General features: G+C 41.2%; 20 protein-coding genes and 1 tRNA gene. All 21 read left to right on the top strand.

Annotated elements, in window-relative coordinates; translation table 11 throughout:
* Position 1 precedes the first annotated feature (1 nt).
* The 21 genes from purM (at position 2) to FD50_RS09470 (ending at position 24,063) form a co-directional block, all read left to right on the top strand.
* Positions 2–1,042 carry a phosphoribosylformylglycinamidine cyclo-ligase gene (purM, locus tag FD50_RS09570; RefSeq protein ID WP_056961320.1) on the top strand — a complete coding sequence of 347 codons (1,041 nt, stop codon included), beginning with the start codon at positions 2–4 and terminating at the stop codon, positions 1,040–1,042.
* 9 nt (positions 1,043–1,051) lie between these two features.
* Entirely contained in the window at positions 1,052–1,621 is a 570-nt protein-coding gene (gene purN, locus FD50_RS09565) for a phosphoribosylglycinamide formyltransferase (RefSeq protein WP_054755919.1), read from the top strand.
* A gap of 18 nt (positions 1,622–1,639) precedes the next feature.
* On the top strand, positions 1,640–3,178 hold the full coding sequence (gene purH, locus FD50_RS09560; protein ID WP_056961317.1) for a bifunctional phosphoribosylaminoimidazolecarboxamide formyltransferase/IMP cyclohydrolase: 1,539 nt from the start codon (positions 1,640–1,642) through the stop codon (positions 3,176–3,178).
* A gap of 15 nt (positions 3,179–3,193) precedes the next feature.
* Complete coding sequence (gene purD, locus FD50_RS09555) at positions 3,194–4,450, top strand: phosphoribosylamine--glycine ligase (RefSeq protein WP_054755921.1); 1,257 nt, start codon at positions 3,194–3,196, stop codon at positions 4,448–4,450.
* 669 nt (positions 4,451–5,119) lie between these two features.
* On the top strand, positions 5,120–6,031 hold the full coding sequence (locus FD50_RS09550) for a LysR family transcriptional regulator (RefSeq protein ID WP_056961315.1): 912 nt from the start codon (positions 5,120–5,122) through the stop codon (positions 6,029–6,031).
* 99 nt (positions 6,032–6,130) lie between these two features.
* Entirely contained in the window at positions 6,131–7,540 is a 1,410-nt protein-coding gene (locus FD50_RS09545) for an MATE family efflux transporter (protein WP_056961313.1), read from the top strand.
* A 37-nt stretch (positions 7,541–7,577) separates the two neighbouring features.
* Positions 7,578–7,790 carry a hypothetical protein gene (locus FD50_RS09540; protein ID WP_054755923.1) on the top strand — a complete coding sequence of 71 codons (213 nt, stop codon included), beginning with the start codon at positions 7,578–7,580 and terminating at the stop codon, positions 7,788–7,790.
* Between the two features lie 43 nt (positions 7,791–7,833).
* A tRNA-Gly gene (locus FD50_RS09535) sits at positions 7,834–7,904 on the top strand.
* A gap of 242 nt (positions 7,905–8,146) precedes the next feature.
* Positions 8,147–9,847: an arginine--tRNA ligase gene (gene argS / locus FD50_RS09530; RefSeq protein ID WP_056961311.1), complete on the top strand. Its 1,701-nt coding sequence runs from the start codon at positions 8,147–8,149 to the stop codon at positions 9,845–9,847.
* 219 nt (positions 9,848–10,066) lie between these two features.
* On the top strand, positions 10,067–11,632 hold the full coding sequence (gene rny / locus FD50_RS09525; RefSeq protein ID WP_056961309.1) for a ribonuclease Y: 1,566 nt from the start codon (positions 10,067–10,069) through the stop codon (positions 11,630–11,632).
* A 226-nt stretch (positions 11,633–11,858) separates the two neighbouring features.
* Positions 11,859–12,659, top strand: coding sequence for a TIGR00282 family metallophosphoesterase (locus FD50_RS09520; RefSeq protein WP_054755925.1), 801 nt, complete (start codon positions 11,859–11,861; stop codon positions 12,657–12,659).
* Between the two features lie 16 nt (positions 12,660–12,675).
* Positions 12,676–15,288, top strand: a complete 2,613-nt coding sequence (gene mutS, locus FD50_RS09515) for a DNA mismatch repair protein MutS (protein WP_056961307.1) — start codon at positions 12,676–12,678, stop codon at positions 15,286–15,288.
* Between the two features lie 23 nt (positions 15,289–15,311).
* On the top strand, positions 15,312–17,261 hold the full coding sequence (mutL, locus tag FD50_RS09510) for a DNA mismatch repair endonuclease MutL (protein ID WP_056961305.1): 1,950 nt from the start codon (positions 15,312–15,314) through the stop codon (positions 17,259–17,261).
* Positions 17,262–17,293: 32 nt separating this feature from the next.
* Complete coding sequence (ruvA, locus tag FD50_RS09505; RefSeq protein WP_056961303.1) at positions 17,294–17,905, top strand: Holliday junction branch migration protein RuvA; 612 nt, start codon at positions 17,294–17,296, stop codon at positions 17,903–17,905.
* Positions 17,906–17,932: 27 nt separating this feature from the next.
* A complete protein-coding gene (ruvB, locus tag FD50_RS09500; protein WP_056961301.1) occupies positions 17,933–18,949 on the top strand; it encodes a Holliday junction branch migration DNA helicase RuvB in 1,017 nt (338 codons plus the stop codon).
* Positions 18,950–18,977: 28 nt separating this feature from the next.
* On the top strand, positions 18,978–20,012 hold the full coding sequence (gene queA, locus FD50_RS09495) for a tRNA preQ1(34) S-adenosylmethionine ribosyltransferase-isomerase QueA (RefSeq protein WP_056961366.1): 1,035 nt from the start codon (positions 18,978–18,980) through the stop codon (positions 20,010–20,012).
* Positions 20,013–20,039: 27 nt separating this feature from the next.
* The gene (tgt, locus tag FD50_RS09490) at positions 20,040–21,185 is read left to right on the top strand and encodes a tRNA guanosine(34) transglycosylase Tgt (RefSeq protein WP_056961299.1); all 1,146 of its coding nucleotides are present in this window, start codon (positions 20,040–20,042) and stop codon (positions 21,183–21,185) included.
* 81 nt (positions 21,186–21,266) lie between these two features.
* Entirely contained in the window at positions 21,267–21,644 is a 378-nt protein-coding gene (gene yajC / locus FD50_RS09485; RefSeq protein WP_056961297.1) for a preprotein translocase subunit YajC, read from the top strand.
* Between the two features lie 441 nt (positions 21,645–22,085).
* Complete coding sequence (fabZ, locus tag FD50_RS09480) at positions 22,086–22,532, top strand: 3-hydroxyacyl-ACP dehydratase FabZ (protein WP_056961295.1); 447 nt, start codon at positions 22,086–22,088, stop codon at positions 22,530–22,532.
* 92 nt (positions 22,533–22,624) lie between these two features.
* Positions 22,625–23,065, top strand: a complete 441-nt coding sequence (locus FD50_RS09475) for a MarR family winged helix-turn-helix transcriptional regulator (RefSeq protein ID WP_054755929.1) — start codon at positions 22,625–22,627, stop codon at positions 23,063–23,065.
* A gap of 20 nt (positions 23,066–23,085) precedes the next feature.
* Positions 23,086–24,063, top strand: a complete 978-nt coding sequence (locus FD50_RS09470) for a beta-ketoacyl-ACP synthase III (protein ID WP_056961293.1) — start codon at positions 23,086–23,088, stop codon at positions 24,061–24,063.
* The last annotated feature ends 14 nt before the right edge of the window (positions 24,064–24,077 follow it).

The following is a 24,077-nucleotide window of genomic DNA, read 5'->3' as shown; positions in this document are numbered from 1 at the left end:
CATGAGCCGTTACCAAGAAGCCGGAGTTGATGTTAACGCAGGGTATGAACTAGTTCGCAGAATAAAAGGAGCAGTTGCCAGTACGACACGTCCAGGGTCTTTGGGGCAGATCGGTTCTTTTGGTGGATTATTCGATCTGGGAGCGCTTGGTTCGATGAAACATCCTATTCTTGTCTCGGGTACCGATGGAGTGGGGACTAAATTGTTACTTGCACAACAGACTGGAATTCATGAGACCATTGGGATTGATTGTGTCGCAATGTGTGTAAATGACATTCTCGCACAAGGCGCCCAGCCATTATATTTTATGGATTATATTGCTGTTGGACACAATGATCCCCAACGGATTGCCGCAGTGGTAAAAGGGGTTGCACAAGGTTGCAGACAAGCTCATGCGGCTCTTAATGGCGGTGAAACAGCTGAAATGCCGGATATGTATTCCAAAGAAGAATATGATCTAGCAGGTTTTGCAGTTGGAATTGCAGAAAAAGACGAGTTATTGACACAGACACGTCCTCAAGCAGGTGATCTATTATTCGCACTGCCTTCGAGCGGGCTGCATTCAAATGGCTTTTCCTTAGTCCGTCAGATTGTTTTCAAAGAACATCAGCTTGATTTTAATGAGAAGCCAGAGATCTTAGGGGGCAAAACACTTGCTGCTGAGTTGTTGGAGCCAACGCGCATTTATGTCAAAACATTATGGCCGCTCATCGAACAAGGGTTACTTAATGGTATCAGTCATATTACTGGCGGCGGCTTGATTGAAAATTTACCGCGCATGTTCGGAGAAAATCTGCAAGCAGTCCTGCAAAGAGGTTCATGGGATGTATTACCGATTTTTAAATATTTAGCTAAATTAGGTAAATTGACTGACCAGGATTGCTTGGAGACTTTCAACATGGGGATTGGCATGGTGCTAGCTGTTGCGCCTGACAAGGCAGCGGCAGTTCGTGCAGCCTTTGAACAAAGCAATGAAAAGTTCTATGAAATTGGGACTTTAGGGAAGCGGCCAGCGGATGAGGGAAAAATAAGATTCAAGTGAGGCTTAAAAATGAAAATTGCGATTTTTGCATCGGGAAATGGATCAAACTTTGAAATTTTTGCACAAATGTTTGCACAAAAAGAGTTACCAGGTGAATTGGCACTGCTTTTTTGTGACCATCCTGATGCCCATGTTGTGCAGCGTGCTCAACAACACAAAGTTCCCATTGAGACCTTTACAGTTAAAGAGTGTGGCGATAAAGTACAATATGAGCACAGAATTTTAGAAGTCCTGCGTTCACGAAAAATTGATTTTATTATTCTGGCAGGATATCTACGTGTGATTGGAAATGAAATTCTGCAACATTTTGAAGGCAGAATTGTTAATCTTCATCCGGCGTATCTTCCAGAATATCCGGGACTGCACTCGATTGAACGTGCTTTTGCTGATAAAAGGGCAGAAACAGGTGTCACCGTGCATTATGTTGATGCAGGTCTTGATTCTGGTCCGATTATTGCACAGCGCAGGGTGCCGATTTTGAAGAATGATACTGTTGCAGAATTAGAAAAAAGAATTCACGCAGAGGAACACCAACTCTATCCTGCGGTTGTCAAAAAAATATTACTAGCACTACAATAGAAGAGGAGCAAGCAAGCAATGAAGAGAGCTTTGGTTAGTGTTTCGGATAAAAAAGGACTCGTACCTTTTGTAAAGGAACTGGTAGCACATGATTTTGAGATTATCTCAACAGGAGGCACGCAGAAATTTCTTGATGAAGCAGGTATTGAGACGCTGGCAGTTGAGGATGTCACCGGGTTTCCTGAAATCCTAGACGGTCGTGTGAAAACATTAAATCCTTTGATCCACGGGGCCTTACTCGGAAGAAGAGAAGTTCCCGCACATGTAGAGACAATGAAAAAGATGCAAATTACACCGATTGATCTAGTCTGTGTTAATCTTTATCCTTTTAAGCAGACAATTGAAAAACCTGATGTTGAATTTGCAGATGCAATTGAGAATATTGATATTGGTGGTCCCAGCATGTTGCGAAGCGCTTCTAAAAATTATCGTGATGTCACGGTTGTAATTGATTCGGCAGATTACGCTGAAATTGGCGCACAAATTGCAAAAAAGGGTACAACAACGCTTGAGACACGTGCAAAATTAGCTGCCAAAGCTTTCAGACATACAGCTGCGTATGATGCTTTGATTGCTCAATTTTTGTCAGATCAAGCAGGCGTTGAAGCTCCTGAAGAACTGACACTTACTTATAATTTGGAAGACACAATGCGTTATGGAGAAAACAGCCATCAAAAGGCGTGGTTCTATCGGGATGCACTTGCACAAAAGTATGCATTGAGCAGTGCAAAACAGCTTCATGGCAAGCAGTTGTCATATAATAACATCAAAGATGCAGATGCTGCCTTGCGAATTGCCCGTGAGTTTGAGGAACCTACTGTGGTAGCATTGAAACATATGAACCCTTGCGGCATTGGTCGTGCAGAGCGGTTAGAAACAGCTTGGGATTTGGCATATCAAGCTGATCCTATTTCAATTTTTGGTGGGGTCATCGTTTTGAATCGCAAGGTAGATGTTGCAACCGCCGAAAAGATGCATCAATTGTTCCTTGAAATTATTATTGCACCTGCTTTTGAAGAAGAGGCACTAGCAATTTTAGAAAAGAAAAAGAACCTGCGTTTATTGCAACTAGATTTCTCAAGTAAAAATGAAAAGCCCCAAAAAGAGGTTGTTTCTGTCTTAGGCGGTTTACTAGTACAAGAACAGGATGTTTTACAGGAAAATCCAGCCGATTGGAAGGTTGTGACGCAAGCACAACCGACAAAAGAGCAGCTTGATAGTCTTTTATTTGCGTGGAAGGCGGTTAAACATACAAAGAGCAATGCAATTGTCGTTGCAAATGCGCAACGAACTTTAGGAATCGGTGCCGGACAGCCCAATCGGATTGATTCAACCAAGATTGCGGTTGAAAAGGCGGCTGAAGCAATTAATGATAAAGCCGTCCTAGCGAGTGATGCCTTTTTCCCAATGGATGATTGTGTCCAATATGCTGCAGAGCACGGCATAAAAGCCATTGTTCAACCTGGTGGTAGCATTCGTGATAAAGATTCAATTGCGATGGCTGATAAATTCGGAATTGTGATGGTAACTACAGGAATTCGCCACTTCAGACATTAAGATGGAGGAATAGAATTGGACAATAAGTTGAAAATTCTTGTGATTGGAGCAGGTGCACGCGAACATGCTATTTGTCGAGCATTTTTGGATAGCCCTCGAGTTGATACCGTTTATTGTGCTCCAGGGAACGCGGGAATGCAAAAGACAGGCGTCAAAACTGTTCCGCTATCCGAATTAGACTTTACGGGCTTAAAAAAATTTGTGCAGGACAAAGCAGTTGATTGGACCTTTGTTGGACCAGAAGATGCCCTTGTTGCTGGAATTACGGACTCTTTTAAGCAAGCAGGGTTAAAGATTTTTGGTCCTGCTGCTGCTGCGGCTCAGCTTGAAGGCTCAAAAGATTTTGCCTTACGGTTTATGACTGCACATCAAATTCCGACAGCACGGTATCAGACTTTCAGGGAACAACATGCAGCACTTGCAGCTTTATCAGACTGGAATTTTCCACTAGTAATTAAAGCTGATGGGTTAGCGGCTGGAAAAGGCGTCACGATTTGTCAAGAGCATGCAGATGCAGTTGCTACAATCACGCACCTTTTTGCTAATGGCGAGCAGCAGCTTGTTTTTGAGGAATTTTTAGAGGGCCAGGAATACTCGCTTTTTGTAGTCGTTAATAAAAAAGGTTATCAAATTTTACCTCTGGCACAGGATCATAAACGCGCATATGAGCACGACAAAGGACCGAATACAGGTGGCATGGGTGCATACAGTCCAGTACCGCAACTGGCACAGGCTGATTATCAGCGCATGATAACGGAAGTCGTGGAACCGTCAGTCCAAGGGCTACGGACGCAACATTTTGATTATGTAGGTGTCTTATATATCGGCCTAATTCTGACAACGAAGGGACCTAAAGTCATTGAGTATAACGTGCGTTTAGGAGATCCTGAAACACAGGTTGTTTTACCAAGACTAAAGACTGACTTTGCGACATTCATTGATGATTGCTTAAATGAACGCGTCTTAAAAGAGCTTGAATTTAAACAAAATGCCTGCCTTGGAGTGGTGATTGCGGCGCAAGGCTATCCGCAAAATCCGCAACATGGGCAACTTTTACCAGCTCTTACTGAAGAGCCTGGGATAATGATTGACTATGCTAATGTCGTTGAAAAAGAGGGCGAGTTGATGGGCAATGGTGGACGCTTGTTCAGTGTGATCGCCAGTGCTGCAACTTTACCAGCAGCCCAGCAGCAAGTATATGCTTACATTGAACGTTTAGCATTGCCTGGGTGTTTCTACCGGAAAGATATTGGCGCAAAAGCCTTGCGTTAAGTAAACTGCAGTCACGTAGTGTTTTAAAATAAATTAGAGGCAGTTTAATACATTAGGAGTAGAGAGTGTGACATAAGTCGGGAAAATTTGAGTGTTAACTCGAAATTACGAACATAGCGAGTACTTTGCGATGAGTAATTCGAAGTTAGCCGGAAAATTTTGACTTATGGAACACCTTTATCCGGAATAAAGAGGGGTTGTGACAAAATTTAAATTTTGTCACAGCCCCTCTCTTATGCAATAGTTTTGGAATTGAGGCGCTAGTGGCAGAATACTTGTGATCAAGAACTGACAATGTGCAGATATGGAGTGCAAATCTGTGTTTTGATGAAAAGCTTGTGTTAACATAAGTTCCTTGAAGAAACTGTTAAGGTTAAACAGTGCTTTTTTGAGATCAAAATGAACACATTGCTTGTGGCTTAGGATCAGAAGCACTGCCGAAGTTAAGCAATTTGGTCAATTCTAAGGTGAAATGCAAATCTTTAAATCCTGGAGTCAGCTGCTGATTTATGCCTGAACTTGGTTTATTTTTGGCTTTGCTTAACTTTAATTGAAAAAGAGCTTGCTTTTATGTTGAAAACAGTGTACCTTTGTTTTTGAATTAAATAAAATTCAAGTTTTTAATTTTAAAATGAAATCAATTCATCAAAAAGCAGAGGAGTAGTTATTTTGACCAATTTTTCATATGAAGTCTTCAGTGAAGTGGCTAAGCGAAAGACTTTTTTTGCTGCAGCTACTCAATTAAATGTCACCCCATCTGCAATTAGTCATTCGGTTGCAGGCTTGGAAAAAGAACTAGGATTTTCGCTTTTTGTACGGAATCGAACGGGAGTCAAGTTGACTTCCGATGGAAAAAAGGTGCTTCCAGTAATTCAGGAAATTTTAAATACAGAAGCCAAATTGAAAGAAGAAGCCGCACGGATTAATGGGTTAAATGAAGGTCGAATCCGGATTGGGGCTTTTAGCAGCGTCTGCATTAATTGGTTACCAGATATTATTCGCGGGTTTAAAAAGGACTATCCGAAGATTGAATTATCAGTGACCCAAGGAAATTTTAATGCTGTTGCAGAACAAGTCCGCGTAGGCACACTTGATTTGGGCTTTAGTGCTTTACCGATTAAAGAAAAATTAGAAGTCATTCCGTTGCATAAGGATCCAATTTTCTGTATTACACCGCAAAGCTTTACCCCGCGGGGCGATAAAATCGTGACGCGCAGTGATCTTCAGGGAAAGAATTTTATCTTGCAGCAGATCGATTACGATCGTGATACCAAAAAAGCACTCGATACTTATGATGTTTCGGTTAATTCGATCCATTATAGTATTGACGATGCTTCGATTATAGCGATGGTAGAAAGTGGCTTAGGGATGGGAATTCTCCCGGAATTAGCCCTTCAAAAACTTTCAGGAAATGTTAATCGGTATCCCTTCCAAGAGCATTTTTATCGAACTGTTTGTTTGGTTTCACATGCTGAAGCCAAACAAACGCCTTCGACCCGCGCCTTTGTAAAAGCGATTCAAGATTATTTGCTTGAACGCTACGGCGCTGAAGATGCTAAACAGCTTGCAACTTTTTTTTAGAGTTTTTGCTAAGAGGGGGTTCATTTGTGGGTCAGAGTGTGTTAGTATGTTGAATTGTCATTTTGTAGGTGTTTCTTTTTATGGTCTGGAGGGAGAAAAGTGAGAGAACTAACCAAGGGTAACCCAATCAAGCTGATTTTAATGTTTACAATTCCACTTTTGATAGGTAATTTGTTTCAGCAATTTTATAGTATCTCTGATACTTTAATTGTTGGGCAGACCTTGGGAGTTAAGGAGTTAGCGGCGGTCGGGTCGACTGGAAGTATTCAATTTTTAATTATTGGTTTTGCGCAGGGGCTGACAGCCGGCTTGTCAATCATTACTGCCCAATATTTTGGTGCCGGTGACTATAAAAAGGTCAGAGAAAGTTTTGCAGCTAGTATTATTATCAGTACCGCCGTTACGCTTATCCTGACTTTTCTGAGCCTCTTTTATATTAAAGACATTTTAGTCTTAATGCAGACGCCTAAGGAAATTGAACAGGATGCTCAACTGTTTATTTCGATCATCTTTGCGGGCATCTTTTCGTCAATGGCTTTCAACTTGTTGGCAAATGTCATTCGTGCACTCGGGGACAGCAGAACACCGCTGTATTTCTTGATTATTGCGGCGATGGTTAATATCGTACTGGAGTTATTCTTTATTCTTGTTTTAAACATGGGAGTCGAGGGTGCCGGTTACGCTACTGTATTAGCGCAGGTTTTTTCTGTTTTTCTATGTATCGTCTATATTATTAAACGGATTCCGTTGCTGCAGGTGCGGAGAAAAGACTTCAAAGCGGTCACCCCTAAAGAACTTAAACGACATCTTTATGTGGGACTTCCGATGGCATTTCAAACTTCAATCATTGCAATTGGCGCAATTATGATTCAGGCGGCATTGAATGGCTTAGGGACAACTGCGGTTGCGGCTACAACTGCAGCTGAAAAAATTGATCAGGTTGCCATTCAACCGATGATGTCTTTTGGAGTTGCAATGGCGACCTTTACTGCCCAAAATTATGGTGCGGGTAAGTATGAAAGAATTATCAAGGGCGTTAAGCAATGTTTAGTTGTGTCTGGTTTGTTCAGCATTGTTGCTGGTGCACTTGTGCTGCTTTTTGGGCGAGATCTCGTTGTCCTGTTTGTGGGAAGCTCAGAAGTTGAAGTTTTGAATCTGGCGCAGGTCTATTTTAACGCCAACTGTACTCTTTATTTATTGTTGGCAACACTCTTTGTGCTCAGATACACGCTTCAAGGATTGGGACAAAGTGTTATTCCAACGATTGCTGGAACGGTTGAACTATTGATGCGTTGTCTGGCAGCACTTTTTTTAGCATCTTCAGTGGGCTATGTAGGTGCATGCTTCGCTAATCCACTCGCGTGGTTAGGGTCTTGCAGCGTATTAATTTTTTCATACTTTAAAGCAATGAGAATGTTACGCCAAAAAGAAGATTTGGCCGCTAAAACGCTGGATGCAAAAGAAACGCTGCCTGAGAGTGAAAAAGTTGCGTCTAATCAATATATTTGATATTATTCTTTAGAATTTGTGATAAGAAGGTGATTGAATGGAAAGTAATTTTAATATCGGCGAAAAAGTTAAGTGTAAAAAATTCGGTGCTCTAAGCCACGATTTTGTCGGGACAGTCGAAAAGGTCTACGAAAATTCCGCGATGGTTGCAATTTTAGAACATGATGCTGCTGATGAGGTCGCGGTGGGCGATTTTCATAACAGGGTGATTGTTAGATTAAAAGATATGAAAAAAGTATCTGCAAAATAATGCTGACACTGCTGGAATTTTATGCTATACTACTATCTGTTGTGCGGGTGTAGTTTAGTGGTAAAATTCCAGCTTCCCAAGCTGATGTCGCGAGTTCGATTCTCGTCACCCGCTTTACAGTAAACGTTCAATGAAAGAACGTTTATCTCCGATGATAGAAACTAGTAAGATTATTGGATTGGACAGCGAATCTGGGATGATGAGAGCCAGGTCTTGAAGATTTTCTGAAACGCACTTCTTAGGACAGAATTTAATATTGAGTGGATTACTAATCAATTAGAGTGGTACCGCGGGATTTCTCGTCTCTTACATTTTTAGAATGTAGGAGTTTTTTTATACCCAAAAGGAGGATATTTATGAGATCAGAAGAATTAGTTGTGAAAGCATTAAAGGATGTTCTTGGAGACAAACTTTCAGCAGCAGAACTCCAACAAGCTTTGGAAAAACCGAAAAGTTTGGCATTAGGTGATTTTGCATTTCCTGCATTTTCACTTGCAAAAATTTTTCGGAAGGCTCCTCAACAAATTGCAGCCGAGATTGCTGGTCAGATTTCACAAGCACATTTTGAAAAAGTTCAAGCGGTTGGTCCATATGTTAATTTCTTTTTGAACAAAAGTGAATTTAGTCAAACAATTTTACAGACTGTTCTGCAGCAAGGGCAGGCCTATGGAAATCAAGACTTGGGAGCAGCAGGGAATGTTCCAATTGACATGTCCTCACCGAATATTGCAAAACCGATCTCAATGGGGCATTTACGCTCAACAGTAATTGGTAACTCCTTAGCTAAGCTGTTGCGTAAAGCTAATTACCGTCCAATTAAAATTAATCATTTAGGGGACTGGGGCACACAATTTGGTAAATTAATTGAAGCTTACAAATTATGGGGGAGCGAAGCCGAAGTTAAAGCAGATCCGATTAATAAGCTGCTGGAATACTATGTCCGCTTCCATAAAGAAGATGTTGCTCATCCGGAGCTTGATGATGAGGCGCGCGCTTGGTTCAAGAAACTTGAAGACGGTGATGAAGAAGCAATGCGGTTGTGGAAATGGTTCCGTTCTGAGTCGCTTAAATCCTTCATGAAGATTTACAAAAAATTAGGTGTAGAATTTGATTCTTTCAATGGAGAAGCTTTCTATAACGATAAGATGGATGAAATTGTTACAATCCTAGAAGAAAAGCAGCTTTTACAAGAAAGTCGTGGAGCACAGATTGTTGATCTGGAAAAATATGATTTAAATCCAGCCTTAATTCGTAAAACTGACGGAGCAACTCTGTATATCACGCGTGATCTTGCAGCTGCACTTTATCGCAAACGAACATATAATTTTGTACAATCTCTTTATGTGGTTGGTAATGAGCAGACCAATCATTTCAAACAGTTGAAGGCAGTGCTTAAGGAAATGGGTGAACCTTGGGCAGATGAGATTCATCACATTCCGTTTGGCTTAATTACTCAAGGAGGCAAGAAGCTTTCTACCAGAGCTGGGAGAGTTATCTTGCTGGAAGAAGTTCTTGATGATGCAGTTGAGCTTGCTCGGCAGCAGATTGAAGCTAAGAACCCTAATTTGGAGAACAAGGAGCAGGTGGCCGAAGAAGTTGGGGTTGGAGCGGTTATTTTCCATGACTTAAAAAATGAGCGGATGAATAATTTTGACTTTAATCTAGAAGAGGTCGTGCGTTTTGAAGGTGAAACCGGTCCCTATGTCCAATATTCACATGCGCGCGCAATGAGTATTTTACGCAAGGCTGCCGCAGCTGGAGATAAAGTTGCGCTTGCTGGTACTTACAGCCTGAATGATCCAGATTCTTGGGAAGTCTTGTCAGAAATTGCGGCTTTCCCCGCGATGGTTAAACGTGCTGTTAATGAATATGAACCGTCAGTCATTGCCAAGTATGCTCTCCATTTGGCAAAGGCTTTTAACAAATATTATGCACACACTAAAGTTTTACAAGATGATGTTCAACTGGGAGCAAGGCTTGCTTTGGTCAAAAGTGTTGCCACGGTTTTGAAAGAATCTTTGAATCTTCTTGGAGTGCATGCACCCGATAGAATGTAGTCTTTTAGGATACAAATAAAATAACTAGCGCTGACATGTAATGTAAGTAACATGTTCAAGCGCTTTTTTTGAAGAACAGTTCAGTAACAAGCTGGTTTATGTTGACATTACAGGGTATCTGAAAGTAAAATGTTCTTGTGTGGAAAAATTAAATAACATCTTTAAAGCAATGGTTATTTTCAGTTTTTAATCATTTTTTGACGATGTGGAGGTGAAAATTTGGGTTTAATAATTATTATCCTCGCCATCGCTATTATAACTTTGGGTATTGGGTTTGCTTTAGGTATCGTTTTTCATAAAAAAAGCTATGAAAAAACTTTGGATGTCGCTACACAAACGGCACAAGGTATCTTGAAAAATGCTAAGAAAGAAGCAGAAGCACAAAAAAAAGAAGCTATTTTAGAAGCTAAGGATGAAAGTCATCGTTACAGAGGCGAGATTGAAGGAGAATTAAAAGAGCGTCGTTCAGAGGTGCAGAAACAAGAAAATAGGTTGCTGCAAAGAGAAGAGATTCTCGATCACAAGGATTCTGCACTTGAAAAACGCGAACAGGGATTGGTTCAAAAAGAGAATCATCTCGACAACCAGAAAAAAGAACTGGAGAAACAAAAAAATAAGGTTGAAAGCTTGATTCAAGAACAGGAGACTGAACTCGAAAGAATTGCAGCTCTCACACGTGATCAGGCCAGAAATGTGATCATCTCTGAGACAAAGGATTCACTAAGCCACGAACGTGCATTAATGATCAAAGATAGTGAAGCTGAGGCTAAAGCCAATGCAGATCGGACTGCCAAGAGTTTAATTGCACAAGCAATTCAGCGCAGTGCAGCTGATACTGTCTCTGAAACGACTGTCTCAGTTGTCTCATTGCCAAATGATGAGATGAAGGGACGAATCATTGGACGAGAAGGGCGTAACATCAGGACCCTTGAGACGTTAACCGGAATTGATCTGATCATTGATGATACACCGGAAGCAGTTGTATTAAGTGGGTTTGATCCTGTTAGACGTGAAATTGCAAAAATGTCTTTAGAAAAATTAATTCAGGATGGTCGGATTCATCCGGCACGGATCGAAGAAATGGTTGAGAAGTCTACTAAGGAGATGGATGCTAAGATTAGGGAAACTGGTGAGGAAGCAATCTTTGATCTTGGTTTACATTCAATGCATCCAGATCTAATCAAAACGGTTGGTCGTTTGAAGTTCAGAACAAGTTACGGTCAAAATGTTTTGGATCACTCAATTGAAGTTGCTAAAATCGCTGGTGTCTTAGCGGCTGAACTTGATGAAGATGTCAATTTAGCCAAACGTGCGGGATTGTTGCATGATATTGGAAAAGCGATTGACCACGAGGTTGATGGTTCACACGTTCAAATTGGAGTTGAGCTGGCGAAAAAGTATCACGAAAGTAAGGTAGTCGTCAATACAATTGCATCGCATCATGGGGACGTGGAAGCAGAGTATACGATTGCTGTGCTTGTTGCAGCATCTGATGCGATCTCGGCTGCAAGACCGGGTGCTAGAAGCGAATCACTTGAAAACTATATTCATCGTTTGGAAAAACTTGAGAAGATTACCAATGAGTTCGAAGGCGTCAAGAAGAGTTATGCAATTCAAGCCGGACGTGAACTACGTGTAATTGTAAAACCAAACGAAGTAAATGATTTAGAGTCAAGTGTTTTGGCACACGATATTAAGAACAAGATTGAAGACGAATTGGAATATCCTGGGCACATAAAGGTCACGGTTATTCGCGAAGTAAGAGCGATTGAATATGCTAAATAGGTTCATGGATTAACGAAAATAGCATAACTTAATAAAGGCTGCTGTGCAGCTGATCAGGCGAGGAGGCTGTGACAAAACTAAGGTTTTGTCACAGCCTCCCAGCTTTTGTTTTGCAACAGCAAAATTGATGACAGCAATTCTTTATTAAAAAAGTTTGGTTGACATTTCGCAACTAAGCATTAAAATGCTAAAATTAGATGAGTAGTTATTAGAAAAGGGGAAAAACATGCGGATATTGTTCATTGGTGATGTAATGGGAAATGCTGGTCAGGAAATGGTTGATGAATATCTACCCAAACTTAAACAAAGGTTTCATCCACAAGCAACGATTGTAAATGCTGAAAATGCCACAAAAGGACGTGGAATTAATGAGCAAGTGTATAAAAGAATTCTTGCCGCTGGCGCAGATGTAATTACAATGGGAAATCATGTTTGGGATAATCCAGAAATCGAGACATTTATCGGGTCTGCTAAAAAAATGCTGCGTCCAGCCAACTTTCCTGCAGGTAAAGTACCCGGAATTGGACATACAATTATCCAGATTAACCAGCAAAAATTAGCGGTGATCAATCTCCAAGGCCGTGTTTTTATGAACCCATCTGATGATCCCTTTGCAGTGGCCGCTGAGTTGATTGCAGCGTTAAAAAAGAAAACGAGTTGCATTTTTGTCGATTTTCATGCCGAAACTACGAGTGAAAAGGAGGCTTTTTCTTGGTATTTTGACGGGCAGATTTCTGCTGTTGTCGGGACGCATACGCATGTCCAAACTAATGATGCGCGCATTTTACCACAAGGGACAGCCTTTTTAGCAGATGTTGGAATGACAGGACCATACGATGGCATTTTAGGGATGCGGCGCAAAAACGTAATTTCACGATTTTTAAATCAAATGCCAACCCGCTTTGAAGTTGATGAAGGCGGTCGTAAAACACTCTCCTGCTGTGTAATTGATATTGCAGCTGACACGGGAAAAGCACGCAAAATTACGCCGCTTCAAATTAATGCGGATCATCCATTTGATGAGTGACAAAGGAGAGAAACAAATGCCACAGAAGACAAAAAATACACCAATGATGGAACAGTATCTTGCAATTAAAAATCAGTATCCGGATGCTTTTTTGTTCTATCGTTTGGGTGACTTTTATGAGATGTTTTATGAAGATGCAATTAAGGGTTCCCAATTATTGGAGCTGACACTGACAACACGTAATAGAAACGCTGCGGATAAAATTCCGATGTGCGGAGTACCCCACCACGCAGCCCAGAACTATATTGATATTTTGGTTGATCAAGGTTATAAAGTTGCTATTTGTGAGCAGATGGAAGATCCAAAATTAGCTCAGGGAATGGTTAAACGTGCTGTAATTCAGTTGATTACGCCAGGAACGATGATTGATAGTTCTGCCAGCGAAGCAAAAGAGAACAATTATCTGACGGCTCTGCATGAAGAAAAACAGCAATTTGGGTTTGCCTATACTGATTTGTCCACGGGAGAATTGAAAGTTGCCACGTTACAATCGACTGCTCAGTTATTAAACGAATTGATTAGTTTACGGACGAAAGAAATTGTAATTGACCAAAGTGTGACGGCTGCGACGCTTAAAGAGATAGCACCGCTAAAAATTTTAGTTTCGCACCAAGACGAGTTGACGAAAAATGCAGAAGCTAGTTATACGACGCAAGGACTTACCAGCAAGCTTGAATTAAGAGTAGTCAGACAGCTAGTCACATATTTAAGCGTGACACAAAAAAGAAGTTTGGGCCATTTACAGCAAGCAGTCAGGTATGAACCTTCGCATTTTTTGAAGATGGATCACTATTCAAAAACTAATTTGGAAATTGTGGAGAACAGTCGGACTGGAAAAAAGCAAGGGACGCTGCTGTGGGTCTTAGATAAGACAAAGACTGCTATGGGTGGACGGGCACTCAAACAGTGGCTTGATCGACCATTGCTTGCACAAAAAGAGATTACGTTGAGACAGCAAAAAGTTGCTAGTTTGCTGGATAATTATTTTGAACGCAGCACACTTCAAGATGAACTGACCAACGTTTATGATTTAGAGCGCCTAGCTGGTCGGGTTGCGTTTGGAAATGTAAACGGACGTGACTTGCTCCAATTAAGACAATCGCTGGAGCAGGTCCCGAAGATTCGCTATGTGCTTGAAAAAATTGACGATGGGACTTTTACAGATATTTTGGCGCGGCTTGATCCAGTAGAAGAAGTAGTTGAGTTAATCAAACGCGCTCTTGTCGATGAACCCCCCATATCCGTCAAAGATGGTGGATTAATTAGATCTGGATATAACAAGGAGCTTGATGGGTATCAAGATGCTTTGAAAAATGGTAAAAAATGGTTAGCTACTTTAGAAGCCAAAGAACGCCAGGCAACTGGGATTTCGAATTTGAAGATCGGCTTCAATCGTGTCTTTGGTTACTATATCGAGGTTTCCAAAGCAAACTTAGCCAAATTACCTGAACAACGTTATCAACGAAAGCAAACATTAACGAATGCAGAGCGCTTTATTACACCGGAATTAAAGGAAAAAGAAACCTTGATTCTGGGGGCAGAAGGCAAAGCTACCGAACTCGAGTATCAACTTTTCGTAGCAGTTCGTGAACAAATAAAAAAGCAAATCAAGCGTTTGCAAAAATTAGCACACGGGTTGGCAGAACTTGATGTACTGCAAGGTTTTGCGACTGTCAGTGAAGAGCAGCATTTTGTTAGACCCGAATTTACAGCTGGTGAACATCGGCTGCAGATAACTGCTGGCTGGCATCCGGTCGTTCAAGAAGTGATGGGAAAGCAAAGCTATGTACCTAATGATGTGATCATGCCACAGGATTTGAACATTCTCCTGATTACCGGGCCGAATATGTCCGGGAAAAGTACCTACATGCGCCAAGTCGCACTGACTGTTGTGATGGCACAAGTTGGCTGTTTTGTGCCGGCTGCCAAAGCAGAGCTACCACTTTTTGACCAGATCTTTACGCGTATTGGAGCGGCTGACGATTTAATCGCAGGGCAGTCGACTTTTATGGTTGAGATGAAAGAAGCAAACGAAGCCATTAGTCATGCAACGCGAAATTCATTGATTTTATTTGATGAAATTGGGCGTGGAACCGCGACGTATGATGGAATGGCGCTTGCACAAGCAATTATTGAGTACGTGCACAAAAATGTGCATGCCAAAACACTTTTTTCAACACACTACCATGAATTAACGGAGTTGTCGCAGACGTTGACTGAACTGGAAAATATTCATGTTGGAGCTGTCGAAAAAAATGGTGATTTGATTTTCCTGCATAAAATGCAACCAGGAGCGGCTGACAAATCATATGGGATTCATGTCGCAAAGTTAGCAGGGATGCCACATGAACTTTTAACCAGAGCGAATCAAATCTTAATTGAACTTGAGGCTGCAGCTGGAGAAAATCAGTCACCTGTGACTGCACCAGCAGCTACTACACCAGCTCAAAATGCTGTGCAAGATAAGCAACTTTCACTTTTTGTTCCTGAAGAAAAGCCGGAAAAGACACAGCCACTGCAAAAAAAAGTTTTGCATGAGCTATTAGGAACTGATTTAATTTCACTAACGCCGCTAGAAGCACTTAATACACTTTACAAGTGGCAAAAAGAATTAAAAAAAAATAAATAAAGAATGAAGAGGGGGCGTCTTGAATGGGAAAAATCCATGAACTAGCTGCAATCTTAGCTGACCAAATCGCAGCCGGGGAAGTTGTTGAGCGCCCTGCTTCGGTTGTCAAAGAACTGATTGAAAATGCGCTTGATGCACACAGTACTCAAATTGATATTCTTGTCGAAGAAAGTGGCCTTAAGCGAATTCAAGTTACTGATAATGGGGATGGAATTGCTCCAGAGGATGTTGAATTAGCCTTTAAACGACATTCCACCAGTAAAATTACTACAAAAAAAGATCTTTTTAAGATTAAAACGCTTGGTTTCAGGGGCGAAGCGCTTCCGAGTATCGCGTCAGTTGCAGACGTTTTGTTAGAAACTGCAACTGCGACACCACCTAGTACGATCATTCATATCAAGGGCGGTCAGCTGGTCTCAAAAAAAATAGGGGCACGCGCCCAAGGAACACAGATTGTGGTTTCGGATCTTTTTTTTAATACACCAGCCCGCTTGAAGTATTTGAAGAGTATGCAGACAGAACTTGCGGCAATCAGTGATATTGTTAACCGGTTAGCTTTAAGTCACACGGAAGTTGCTTTTTCTTTTCAAAGCAATGGTCGTTTGTTGCTGGAGACAGCTGGTAATGGAAAATTGCAACAAACTTTTAGTGCGATTTATGGTGTCAAGGTTGCGCGTGAAATGATTCCAATTAGCGGAGCAGATCTGGATTTTGAAGTCAGCGGTTACGTCTCTTTACCAGCATTGACACGGGCTTCCAAAACTTATATTAGTTTGCTGTTGAATGGCCGTTATATCCGCAATTATCAGCTTAGTAATGCTGTTATTAAAGGATACGGTTCAAAGTTGATGGTCGGCCGCTACCCTTTTGCGGTGATTAATCTTAAGCTCGATCCGTTGTTAGTTGATGTGAATGTGCACCCTACCAAGCAGCAAGTTAGAATTAGTAAGGAAGATCAACTAGCACAATTATTAAGAAAAACGATCTATACGCGAATTGCACAGGAAAATTTAATTCCGAATGCGCTTGAAAATGTGGGACGGCGTGAAAAATCCAAGCTTGAACTTGACCAACTTGAGATTGATCTTAATGAATCTTCCCAAAACTACCAGGCACACAAAAAACAGTCAGCTAATTTTCCACAAAATGAAAAGCAGTATTCTCGTACATTTAAAAAAAATGCAGCGGCTGAAGAGAAAAAACCACAAGCTGAGGAGCAACAACCAGGACTGTTTGTTGTGCAGCAGCGGGCAGACCTTGAGACAAAATTACGTGCTTGGGATAAAAAATATTTCCCTAAAATGGATTCAACTGCAGCCGCTGACAGTGACCAAGAAACGGTGCCAGTTCAACCACCCAAGAAACGGTTTCCTATGCTCAGCTATCTTGGGCAGATGCATGGAACATATCTTTTTGCTGAAGCTGAAGATGGGTTATATATTATTGATCAGCATGCTGCTCAGGAGCGGTGCAACTATGAATTTTACCGGAAAAAAATTGGCGAAGTTGAAGATGCACAACAAGATTTGTTAGTTCCACTAGTGCTCGATTATTCAACTAGTGAAGTCTTGATGATTAATCAAAATTTAGACAAGCTTAGAAAGGTCGGTATCTATCTAGAAGAATTTGGGCGCAACAGCTATATTGTGCGGCATCATCCAACTTGGTTCAAAGCCGGACAAGAAGAAGCAATTCTTAAAGAGATGATTGATTATTTGCTAAAGGATGGTAATCTAAGCGTGGCACAATATCGGGAAAAAACTGCGATTATGATGAGCTGCAAACGTGCAATCAAAGCAAATCATCACTTAGACGAACGTCAAGCACGTGCGCTGTTACAACAGTTGGCACGCTGCGAGAATCCGTTCAATTGTCCACATGGGCGCCCAGTACTTGTCCACTTCTCAAATGCAGATATGGAAAAAATGTTCAAACGGATCCAAGACTCGCACCACAGTCTTCGTGAGCAATGAGAAAGTCGTAACTTGGAAGGAAAATATTATTAATGTATGAATATCTGACAGGGATTATCAGTACGGTTACACCTTATTACATCGTTGTCGAAGTCGGAGGGATCGGCTATCAAGTGTATGTTGCTAATCCGTTCCGTTATCAAGTTGATCTTAAAATTAACAAACGCGTTTATGTCTACCAGGCAGTTAGAGAAAATGCAATTTTGTTATATGGTTTCTGGGATTTAGCTGAAAAGAGCCTTTTTTTGAAGCTGCTGAATGTCTCGGGGATCGGTCCCAAAAGTGCCCTTGCAATTTTAGCAAATGAGGATCATAGCGGGCTTGTGAATGCCATCAATCATGAAAATGTTAATTACCTTACCAAATTTCCTGGAGTAGGTAAAAAGACGGCTCAACAAATTGTATTGGATCTTAAAGGAAAGATGAGCGAATTAGACAAGACAGAGGCTTTACCGGGACAAACTGAATTAGGAATTGGCTCGGAACCTCAAAAGCATTATTTAGATGAAGCACTCGCAGCACTGGGAGCTCTGGGGTATACTAAAGCAGAGATTAAACGTGTTTCAAAACAGCTTGCACAGACTGATAAAGCGTCAACTGATGAATATTTGCGGGCAGCTTTGAAGTTGCTGATGCACAACTAAATTTTAATTAAGAAGGGAGGCCAGGCAATGGCTGAACACGAACGGCTTGTGTCTGCCGGATTAGTAGAAAGCGAAGAAGATGAGCGTGACTCTTCGCTGCGGCCACATACACTTGCACAATATATTGGACAGGAAACCTTGAAAAGAGAACTGACGGTCTATATTGCTGCGGCTCAAAAAAGACAAGAAGCGCTTGACCATGTTCTTTTGTATGGGCCACCAGGCTTAGGCAAGACAACTTTGGCGATGGTGATTGCAAATGAAATGCAAGTTAAAATTAAGACAACTAGTGGTCCGGCGATTGAAAGACCTGGAGATTTAGTAGCTTTATTGAATGAACTTGAGGCTGGGGATGTTCTTTTTATTGATGAAATTCATCGTTTGCCTAAGGTAGTTGAAGAAGTTCTTTATTCCGCAATGGAAGATTTCTTTGTGGATATTGTCATTGGTCAAGGTCCAACCGCTCATCCCGTGCATTTTACATTGCCTCCATTTACCCTTATTGGTGCGACCACACGAGCAGGGTTACTCTCGGCACCTTTGCGTGATCGCTTTGGGATTGTCGCACATATGAGTTATTATACGCAAAACGAACTCGAAAAAATTGTGGTCCGCTCTGCGGGAATCTTTAAGACTGTAATTACACCTGAAGGAGCTGCTAAAATTGCATTAAGGTCGCGCGGAACTCCTCGAGTAGCTAATCGGCTTTTACGCAGAGTCCGGGATTTTGCTGAAGTTGCACAAAAAAAAGCGGTTGACGACCAAATTGTGGTTTCATCACTTGACATGTTGCGTGTTGATAAATGCGGCTTAGATGAAACTGACCGCAAGTTATTGCAGACAATGATCAATTACTATGATGGCGGGCCTGTAGGAGTCAATGCACTCGCAGCAAATTGTGGCGAAGATGTTGAAACAATTACTGAAATGATTGAACCTTACTTGCTACAAATTGGGTTCATCAAGCGTACACCGCGGGGGCGGGTAGCAACCAAAGCTGCATATGAGCATTTAGGAATTCAATTTGTTCAAAATAAAAATTAGTTTAAAAAGGGTGACAAACTTGTCAAAGATGCATTTAACAACAGAAGATTTCGATTATGATTTACCCGAGGAACTTATTGCACAAACACCATTAACAGAACGTGATCATTCGCGGATGCTTGTGTTAGATAGTCAGACTGGCAAATATCGCGACGATGTTTTCTATCACGTGATCGATCAATTAAATCCCGGCGATGCACTTGTCATGAATGACTCGCGTGTGATGCCGGCACGAATTTATGGAATAAAGCCGGAAACAGGAGGCCATCTCGAAGTCTTATTATTAAACAACACAGATGGAGACAACTGGGAAACACTTGTCAAACCGGCACGCAGAGCGAAGGTTGGCACTCGAATTGTGTTTGGTGATGGGCAGCTTAGTGCGGTGATTACTAAAGAACTTGAACATGGTGGTCGAATGATTAAATTCGAATATACCGGAATTTTCATGGAGATTCTTGATCAACTTGGTGAGATGCCACTTCCACCTTATATTAAGGAAAAATTAGACGATCCAGAAATGTACCAGACTGTTTATTCACGTGAAATTGGCTCGGCTGCAGCACCGACTGCTGGGTTGCATTTTACAAAGGAACTGTTGCAAAAGATTGCGGACAAAGGTGTTCACCTTGTTTATCTGACTTTGCATGTTGGGTTAGGAACTTTCAGACCTGTCAGTGTGGAGAACATCGAAGATCACAAGATGCATAGCGAATTTTATCGTCTCTCACGTGAAGCAGCTGCAGTTTTGAATCAGGTTCGCGCTGAAGGCGGCAAAATTGTTGCTACAGGAACAACAACCATCAGGACGCTAGAAACAATTGGTACGAAGTTCAATGGGGAAATTCAAGAAGACAGTGGCTGGACTGATATTTTTATCAAACCGGGCTATGAATGGAAGGTTGTCCAAGCCTTTATCACAAATTTTCATCTTCCAAAATCAACTTTAGTCATGTTGGTTGCTTCTTTTACAGGAAGAGAAAATATTTTAAATGCTTACCAGCATGCTGTGGCAGAAAAGTATCGCTTCTTCAGTTTTGGAGACGCAATGTTTATTAAATAAGCAGGAAATAGAAATGGAGAATTTTAAATGACCGAACCAGCCATTAAATACCGATTGCTCAAAAAAGAGAAACATACAGGTGCGCGTTTGGGTGAAATCATTACGCCCCATGGCACGTTTCCGACTCCAATGTTTATGCCTGTGGGGACTCAAGCAACGGTGAAGTCACTTGCCCCAGAGGAACTCGAAGAGATGGGAGCTAATATTGTACTTTCCAATACTTATCACCTTTGGTTGCGTCCAGGAGAGGAAATTGTTGAACAAGCAGGTGGGCTGCACCGCTTTATGAACTGGAACAAGGGAATTTTAACAGATTCAGGTGGTTTCCAGGTTTTCTCGCTGGCTAAAATCAGGGATATTACTGAAAAGGGCGTACATTTCAGGAGTCATTTGAGTGGTGAAAAACTTTTCCTTTCACCGGAAAAAGCGATCCATATTCAAAATTCCCTGGGTGCTGATATTATGATGAGCTTTGACGAATGTCCGCCTTTTTTTGAAAGTTATGACTACATTAAAAAATCGGTGGAAAGAACCAGCCGTTGGGCAGAAAGAGGGTTAAAAGCCCATCTTAATCCTGAAAGACAAGGATTGTTTGGCATCGTTCAAGGTGGGGGCCACCAAGACCTGCGGCAACTAAGTGCCCGACAATTGGTCGCAATGGATTTTCCTGGTTATTCAATTGGTGGTCTATCAGTAGGTGAGAGTAAGACAGAGATGAACCATGTCTTAGATTTTACAACCCCTCTGTTGCCTGAAAACAAGCCACGTTATTTAATGGGAGTGGGGTCTGCAGATGCCTTAATCGATGGTGTTATTCGTGGGGTAGACATGTTTGATTGTGTCTTGCCAACAAGAATTGCGCGTAATGGAACCTGTATGACTTCTCATGGCAGAATTGTGATTAAAAATGCGACTTATGCCCGTGACTTTAGCCCGCTTGATGATCGCTGCAACTGTTATACTTGTCGGAACTTCACGCGTGCGTATCTGCGACACTTATTCAAGGCAGATGAGACTTTTGGATTGCGCCTTGCAAGTTATCACAACCTTTATTTTCTTTTGCATTTAATGCAGAACGTGCGGCAGGCGATTAAAGATGATCATTTACTGGAATTTCGAGAAGCTTTCTTTGAAGAATATGGATTTAACAAAAAAAATGCCCGGAATTTTTAATTTTTTTGGCTACATGGCTGGTAAGTGGCCGTCAACTTTGCTAAAGTTAAAGTTAGTAAAACAAATAGGAGTGAATTGATAATGAACGGTTCAGTTTCAACGATCCTCATGTTTGCGGCATTTATCGTTTTGATGTATTTCATGATGATACGTCCGCAAAAGAAGCAGCAGCAAAAACGTCGGGAAATGATGAGTAATTTGAAAAAGGGGGATGCTGTCGTTACAATTGGTCGTCTGCATGGTGTAATTGATAGCATAAATCCTGCTGAGCATACGGTAACCCTTGATTGTGATGGAATTTATCTAACTTTTGATCAATCTGCAATTGGTCAGGTTATCCCCGCTGAGAGTGCTGTCAAAAGTGCACCTTCTGCAGTCGAAAAGACTCCGGAACAAAAGCAGCCAACGGAGACAACAGACTCTGAGACAGAAAAAAAGGAAGAAAATAATAAAGAGTAGTGCGTTTCCAGCATCCTAATTTCAGGAAGCGGACTGCTAACTGAGTAGGGTGTGTCAAAATTTAAAACTTTGCACACCCTATTTTCATGCGTTTTAGAATTAAAAGTTGATTATTTTTAAATGAAAAAATTGTAATTGTGACTGCCATTCTGTCTGCGAGCTTTCGTAAATCAATTTTTTCCCAACTATTCAAAAACAACTTTCTACAAAAATTGCGCTCAGCATGTGTTCGTAGAATTAATAGGAAGTTGCGGAGTTTATTGTGAAAATTTAGCTGAGCAGAAGCAGCCGGTTCAGAAAGGCAGTAAAGTTTATTTTTATACGTAAATTTTATTACCTTTCTTTAGAAAAGGTATAATTTGACTTTTTTGCTGGAGTGTAATATTATTCAAACATCGAATATTTTGATATTCGAAATAAATTTTAAGTGAGGTGAAGAATGTGGCAATTATGGATGCACAAGAAATTATGGACTTGATTCCTAACCGGTTTCCAATCATCTACATTGACTATGTAGATGAACTGGTAGCAGGTGAAAGCATCATTGCAACTAAAAATGTGACAATTAATGAATCGTTCTTTAAAGGACATTTTCCTGGGAATCCAGTGATGCCGGGGGTCTTGATTATTGAAACACTTGCCCAGGCCGCTTCGATCCTTATTTTAAAATCACCTGAATTTGAGGGAAAAACCGCTTATTTGGGTGCGATTCATAAAGCTAAGTTTCGGCGTGTTGTCCGTCCGGGCGATGTTTTGAAGCTACACATCAAGTTAACGAAGAAAAGGGAAAATATGGGAATCGTTGAGACTAAGGCCGTGGTTAATGGTGAAAATGCTTGTCTTGCGGAATTAATGTTTGTTGTTGCTGAGAGAAATGAGAAGATCTAAATTTTAAATTGAGATTGTTTTTTTTTGCTCAAGTATTTTGATAATTGATGAATTCACATTGCACCATAAAAAAGGATGAGCATATTACACAGATGAAAGAAAGAGTAAAAACAATCAATGACTCTCTGGTAAGGATTTATAGTGACATCCTTTGGATTGAGGAAAATGAACTGCGTAAAAGCAAGTTCAAGGATCTTTCAATTAAGGATATGCACGCCATCAACGCAATTACAATGTATGAAAATAAAACAGCTTCCCATGTTGCGCGTGAATTGCACCTGACACCAGGAACGTTAACGTCAACAATCGATCGTTTAGTTAAAAAAAAGTATGTTCGCAGAATTAGAAGCAGTGACGACCGCCGTGTGATTCGGTTGTGCCTGACAAAAAAGGGCAGGTTGATGTATCGGGCGCATGATGCTTTTCATAGGATGATGATCAAGAGTTTTTTGAAGGATGTTGAGCCTCAGGAAATTAAGACGATTGAAAAGGCACTTCGGAATTTAGAAAATTTCCTGCGCGAACATTCTTAGGATCAAGGAGCACATAGAACTTGAAAAAGATAAAAATTGTTGAAACTGCAAGTTACGTACCGCAAAAAATTGTCACTAACGACGAACTTAGCCAAATAATGGAAACCTCAGACGAGTGGATTAGCACTAGAACTGGAATTAAACAGCGTCACATTAGTCTGGGAGAAAATACTTCAGATTTGTGTCTGCATGTTGCGCAAGAGCTGCTTGAAAAAAGTGGGTGGGCACCAGAATCACTCGATCTTTTGTTAGTTGCAACAATGTCTCCAGACAGCTATACCCCTGCTACTGCAGCACTTGTACAGGGGAAACTGCAGGCCAAAAATGCACTGGCGTTTGACATTAGTGCTGCTTGCTCGGGTTTTATTTATGGGTTAAAAGTTGCGGAAAAGTTTTTACAACAAGGAAGTACGAAACGTGTCATGCTGATTGGTGGAGAAGTTCTTTCGAAGGTGATCGACTGGAGTGATCGCACGAGTGCAGTACTTTTCGGTGATGGAGCAGCTGGGGCATTGCTCGAAAGCAAGACCTCTGGTGACTCGGATTTTCTAGGTGCAAGCTTGCATACTTTCGGAGAATTTGGAGACAAACTGGAAGCCGGTAAAACTGAGGCAATCAGTACCTTTCCTAATCTGAAGGAGCATTATATCAGGGCATTTTCCATGTCCGGAAGAGATGTCTATACGTTTGCCACCCATCGAGTTCCTGAATCGATTGAGGAAGCAGTCAGCAAAGCGGCACTTACTTTGGATGACATTGATTACTTTGTGTTGCACCAGGCAAATTCGCGAATTGTCACGCAAATTGCAAAAAAACTAGCTCAGCCGCTGACTAAGTTTCCATTGAATATTGCGGAATATGGTAATACTTCTGCTGCCAGTGTGCCATTGTTATTAGATGAATTGGTTACACAAGGAAAAATCAAGCGTGGTGTTAAAATTGCTTTGAGCGGTTTTGGTGGGGGCTTGACAGTTGGAACTCAAGTTATAAAATATTAAAATACAAAAAAATT

The organism is Liquorilactobacillus satsumensis DSM 16230 = JCM 12392 (genome assembly GCF_001435195.1).
Lineage (GTDB): Bacteria > Bacillota > Bacilli > Lactobacillales > Lactobacillaceae > Liquorilactobacillus > Liquorilactobacillus satsumensis.
This window is presented reverse-complemented; position numbering and strand designations above follow the sequence as displayed.

What these genes read in the sequence shown, in the direction of transcription:
- mutS (WP_056961307.1), top strand. Translation starts at nt 12,676, where the DNA reads ATGCCACAGAAGACAAAAAATACACCAATGATGGAACAGTATCTTGCA.
- FD50_RS09540 (WP_054755923.1), top strand. Translation starts at nt 7,578, where the DNA reads ATGGAAAGTAATTTTAATATCGGCGAAAAAGTTAAGTGTAAAAAATTC.
- tgt (WP_056961299.1), top strand. Translation starts at nt 20,040, where the DNA reads ATGACCGAACCAGCCATTAAATACCGATTGCTCAAAAAAGAGAAACAT.
- ruvA (WP_056961303.1), top strand. Translation starts at nt 17,294, where the DNA reads ATGTATGAATATCTGACAGGGATTATCAGTACGGTTACACCTTATTAC.
- yajC (WP_056961297.1), top strand. Translation starts at nt 21,267, where the DNA reads ATGAACGGTTCAGTTTCAACGATCCTCATGTTTGCGGCATTTATCGTT.
- queA (WP_056961366.1), top strand. Translation starts at nt 18,978, where the DNA reads ATGCATTTAACAACAGAAGATTTCGATTATGATTTACCCGAGGAACTT.
- purH (WP_056961317.1), top strand. Translation starts at nt 1,640, where the DNA reads ATGAAGAGAGCTTTGGTTAGTGTTTCGGATAAAAAAGGACTCGTACCT.
- mutL (WP_056961305.1), top strand. Translation starts at nt 15,312, where the DNA reads ATGGGAAAAATCCATGAACTAGCTGCAATCTTAGCTGACCAAATCGCA.
- ruvB (WP_056961301.1), top strand. Translation starts at nt 17,933, where the DNA reads ATGGCTGAACACGAACGGCTTGTGTCTGCCGGATTAGTAGAAAGCGAA.
- purM (WP_056961320.1), top strand. Translation starts at nt 2, where the DNA reads ATGAGCCGTTACCAAGAAGCCGGAGTTGATGTTAACGCAGGGTATGAA.
- FD50_RS09475 (WP_054755929.1), top strand. Translation starts at nt 22,625, where the DNA reads ATGAAAGAAAGAGTAAAAACAATCAATGACTCTCTGGTAAGGATTTAT.
- FD50_RS09520 (WP_054755925.1), top strand. Translation starts at nt 11,859, where the DNA reads ATGCGGATATTGTTCATTGGTGATGTAATGGGAAATGCTGGTCAGGAA.
- purN (WP_054755919.1), top strand. Translation starts at nt 1,052, where the DNA reads ATGAAAATTGCGATTTTTGCATCGGGAAATGGATCAAACTTTGAAATT.
- argS (WP_056961311.1), top strand. Translation starts at nt 8,147, where the DNA reads ATGAGATCAGAAGAATTAGTTGTGAAAGCATTAAAGGATGTTCTTGGA.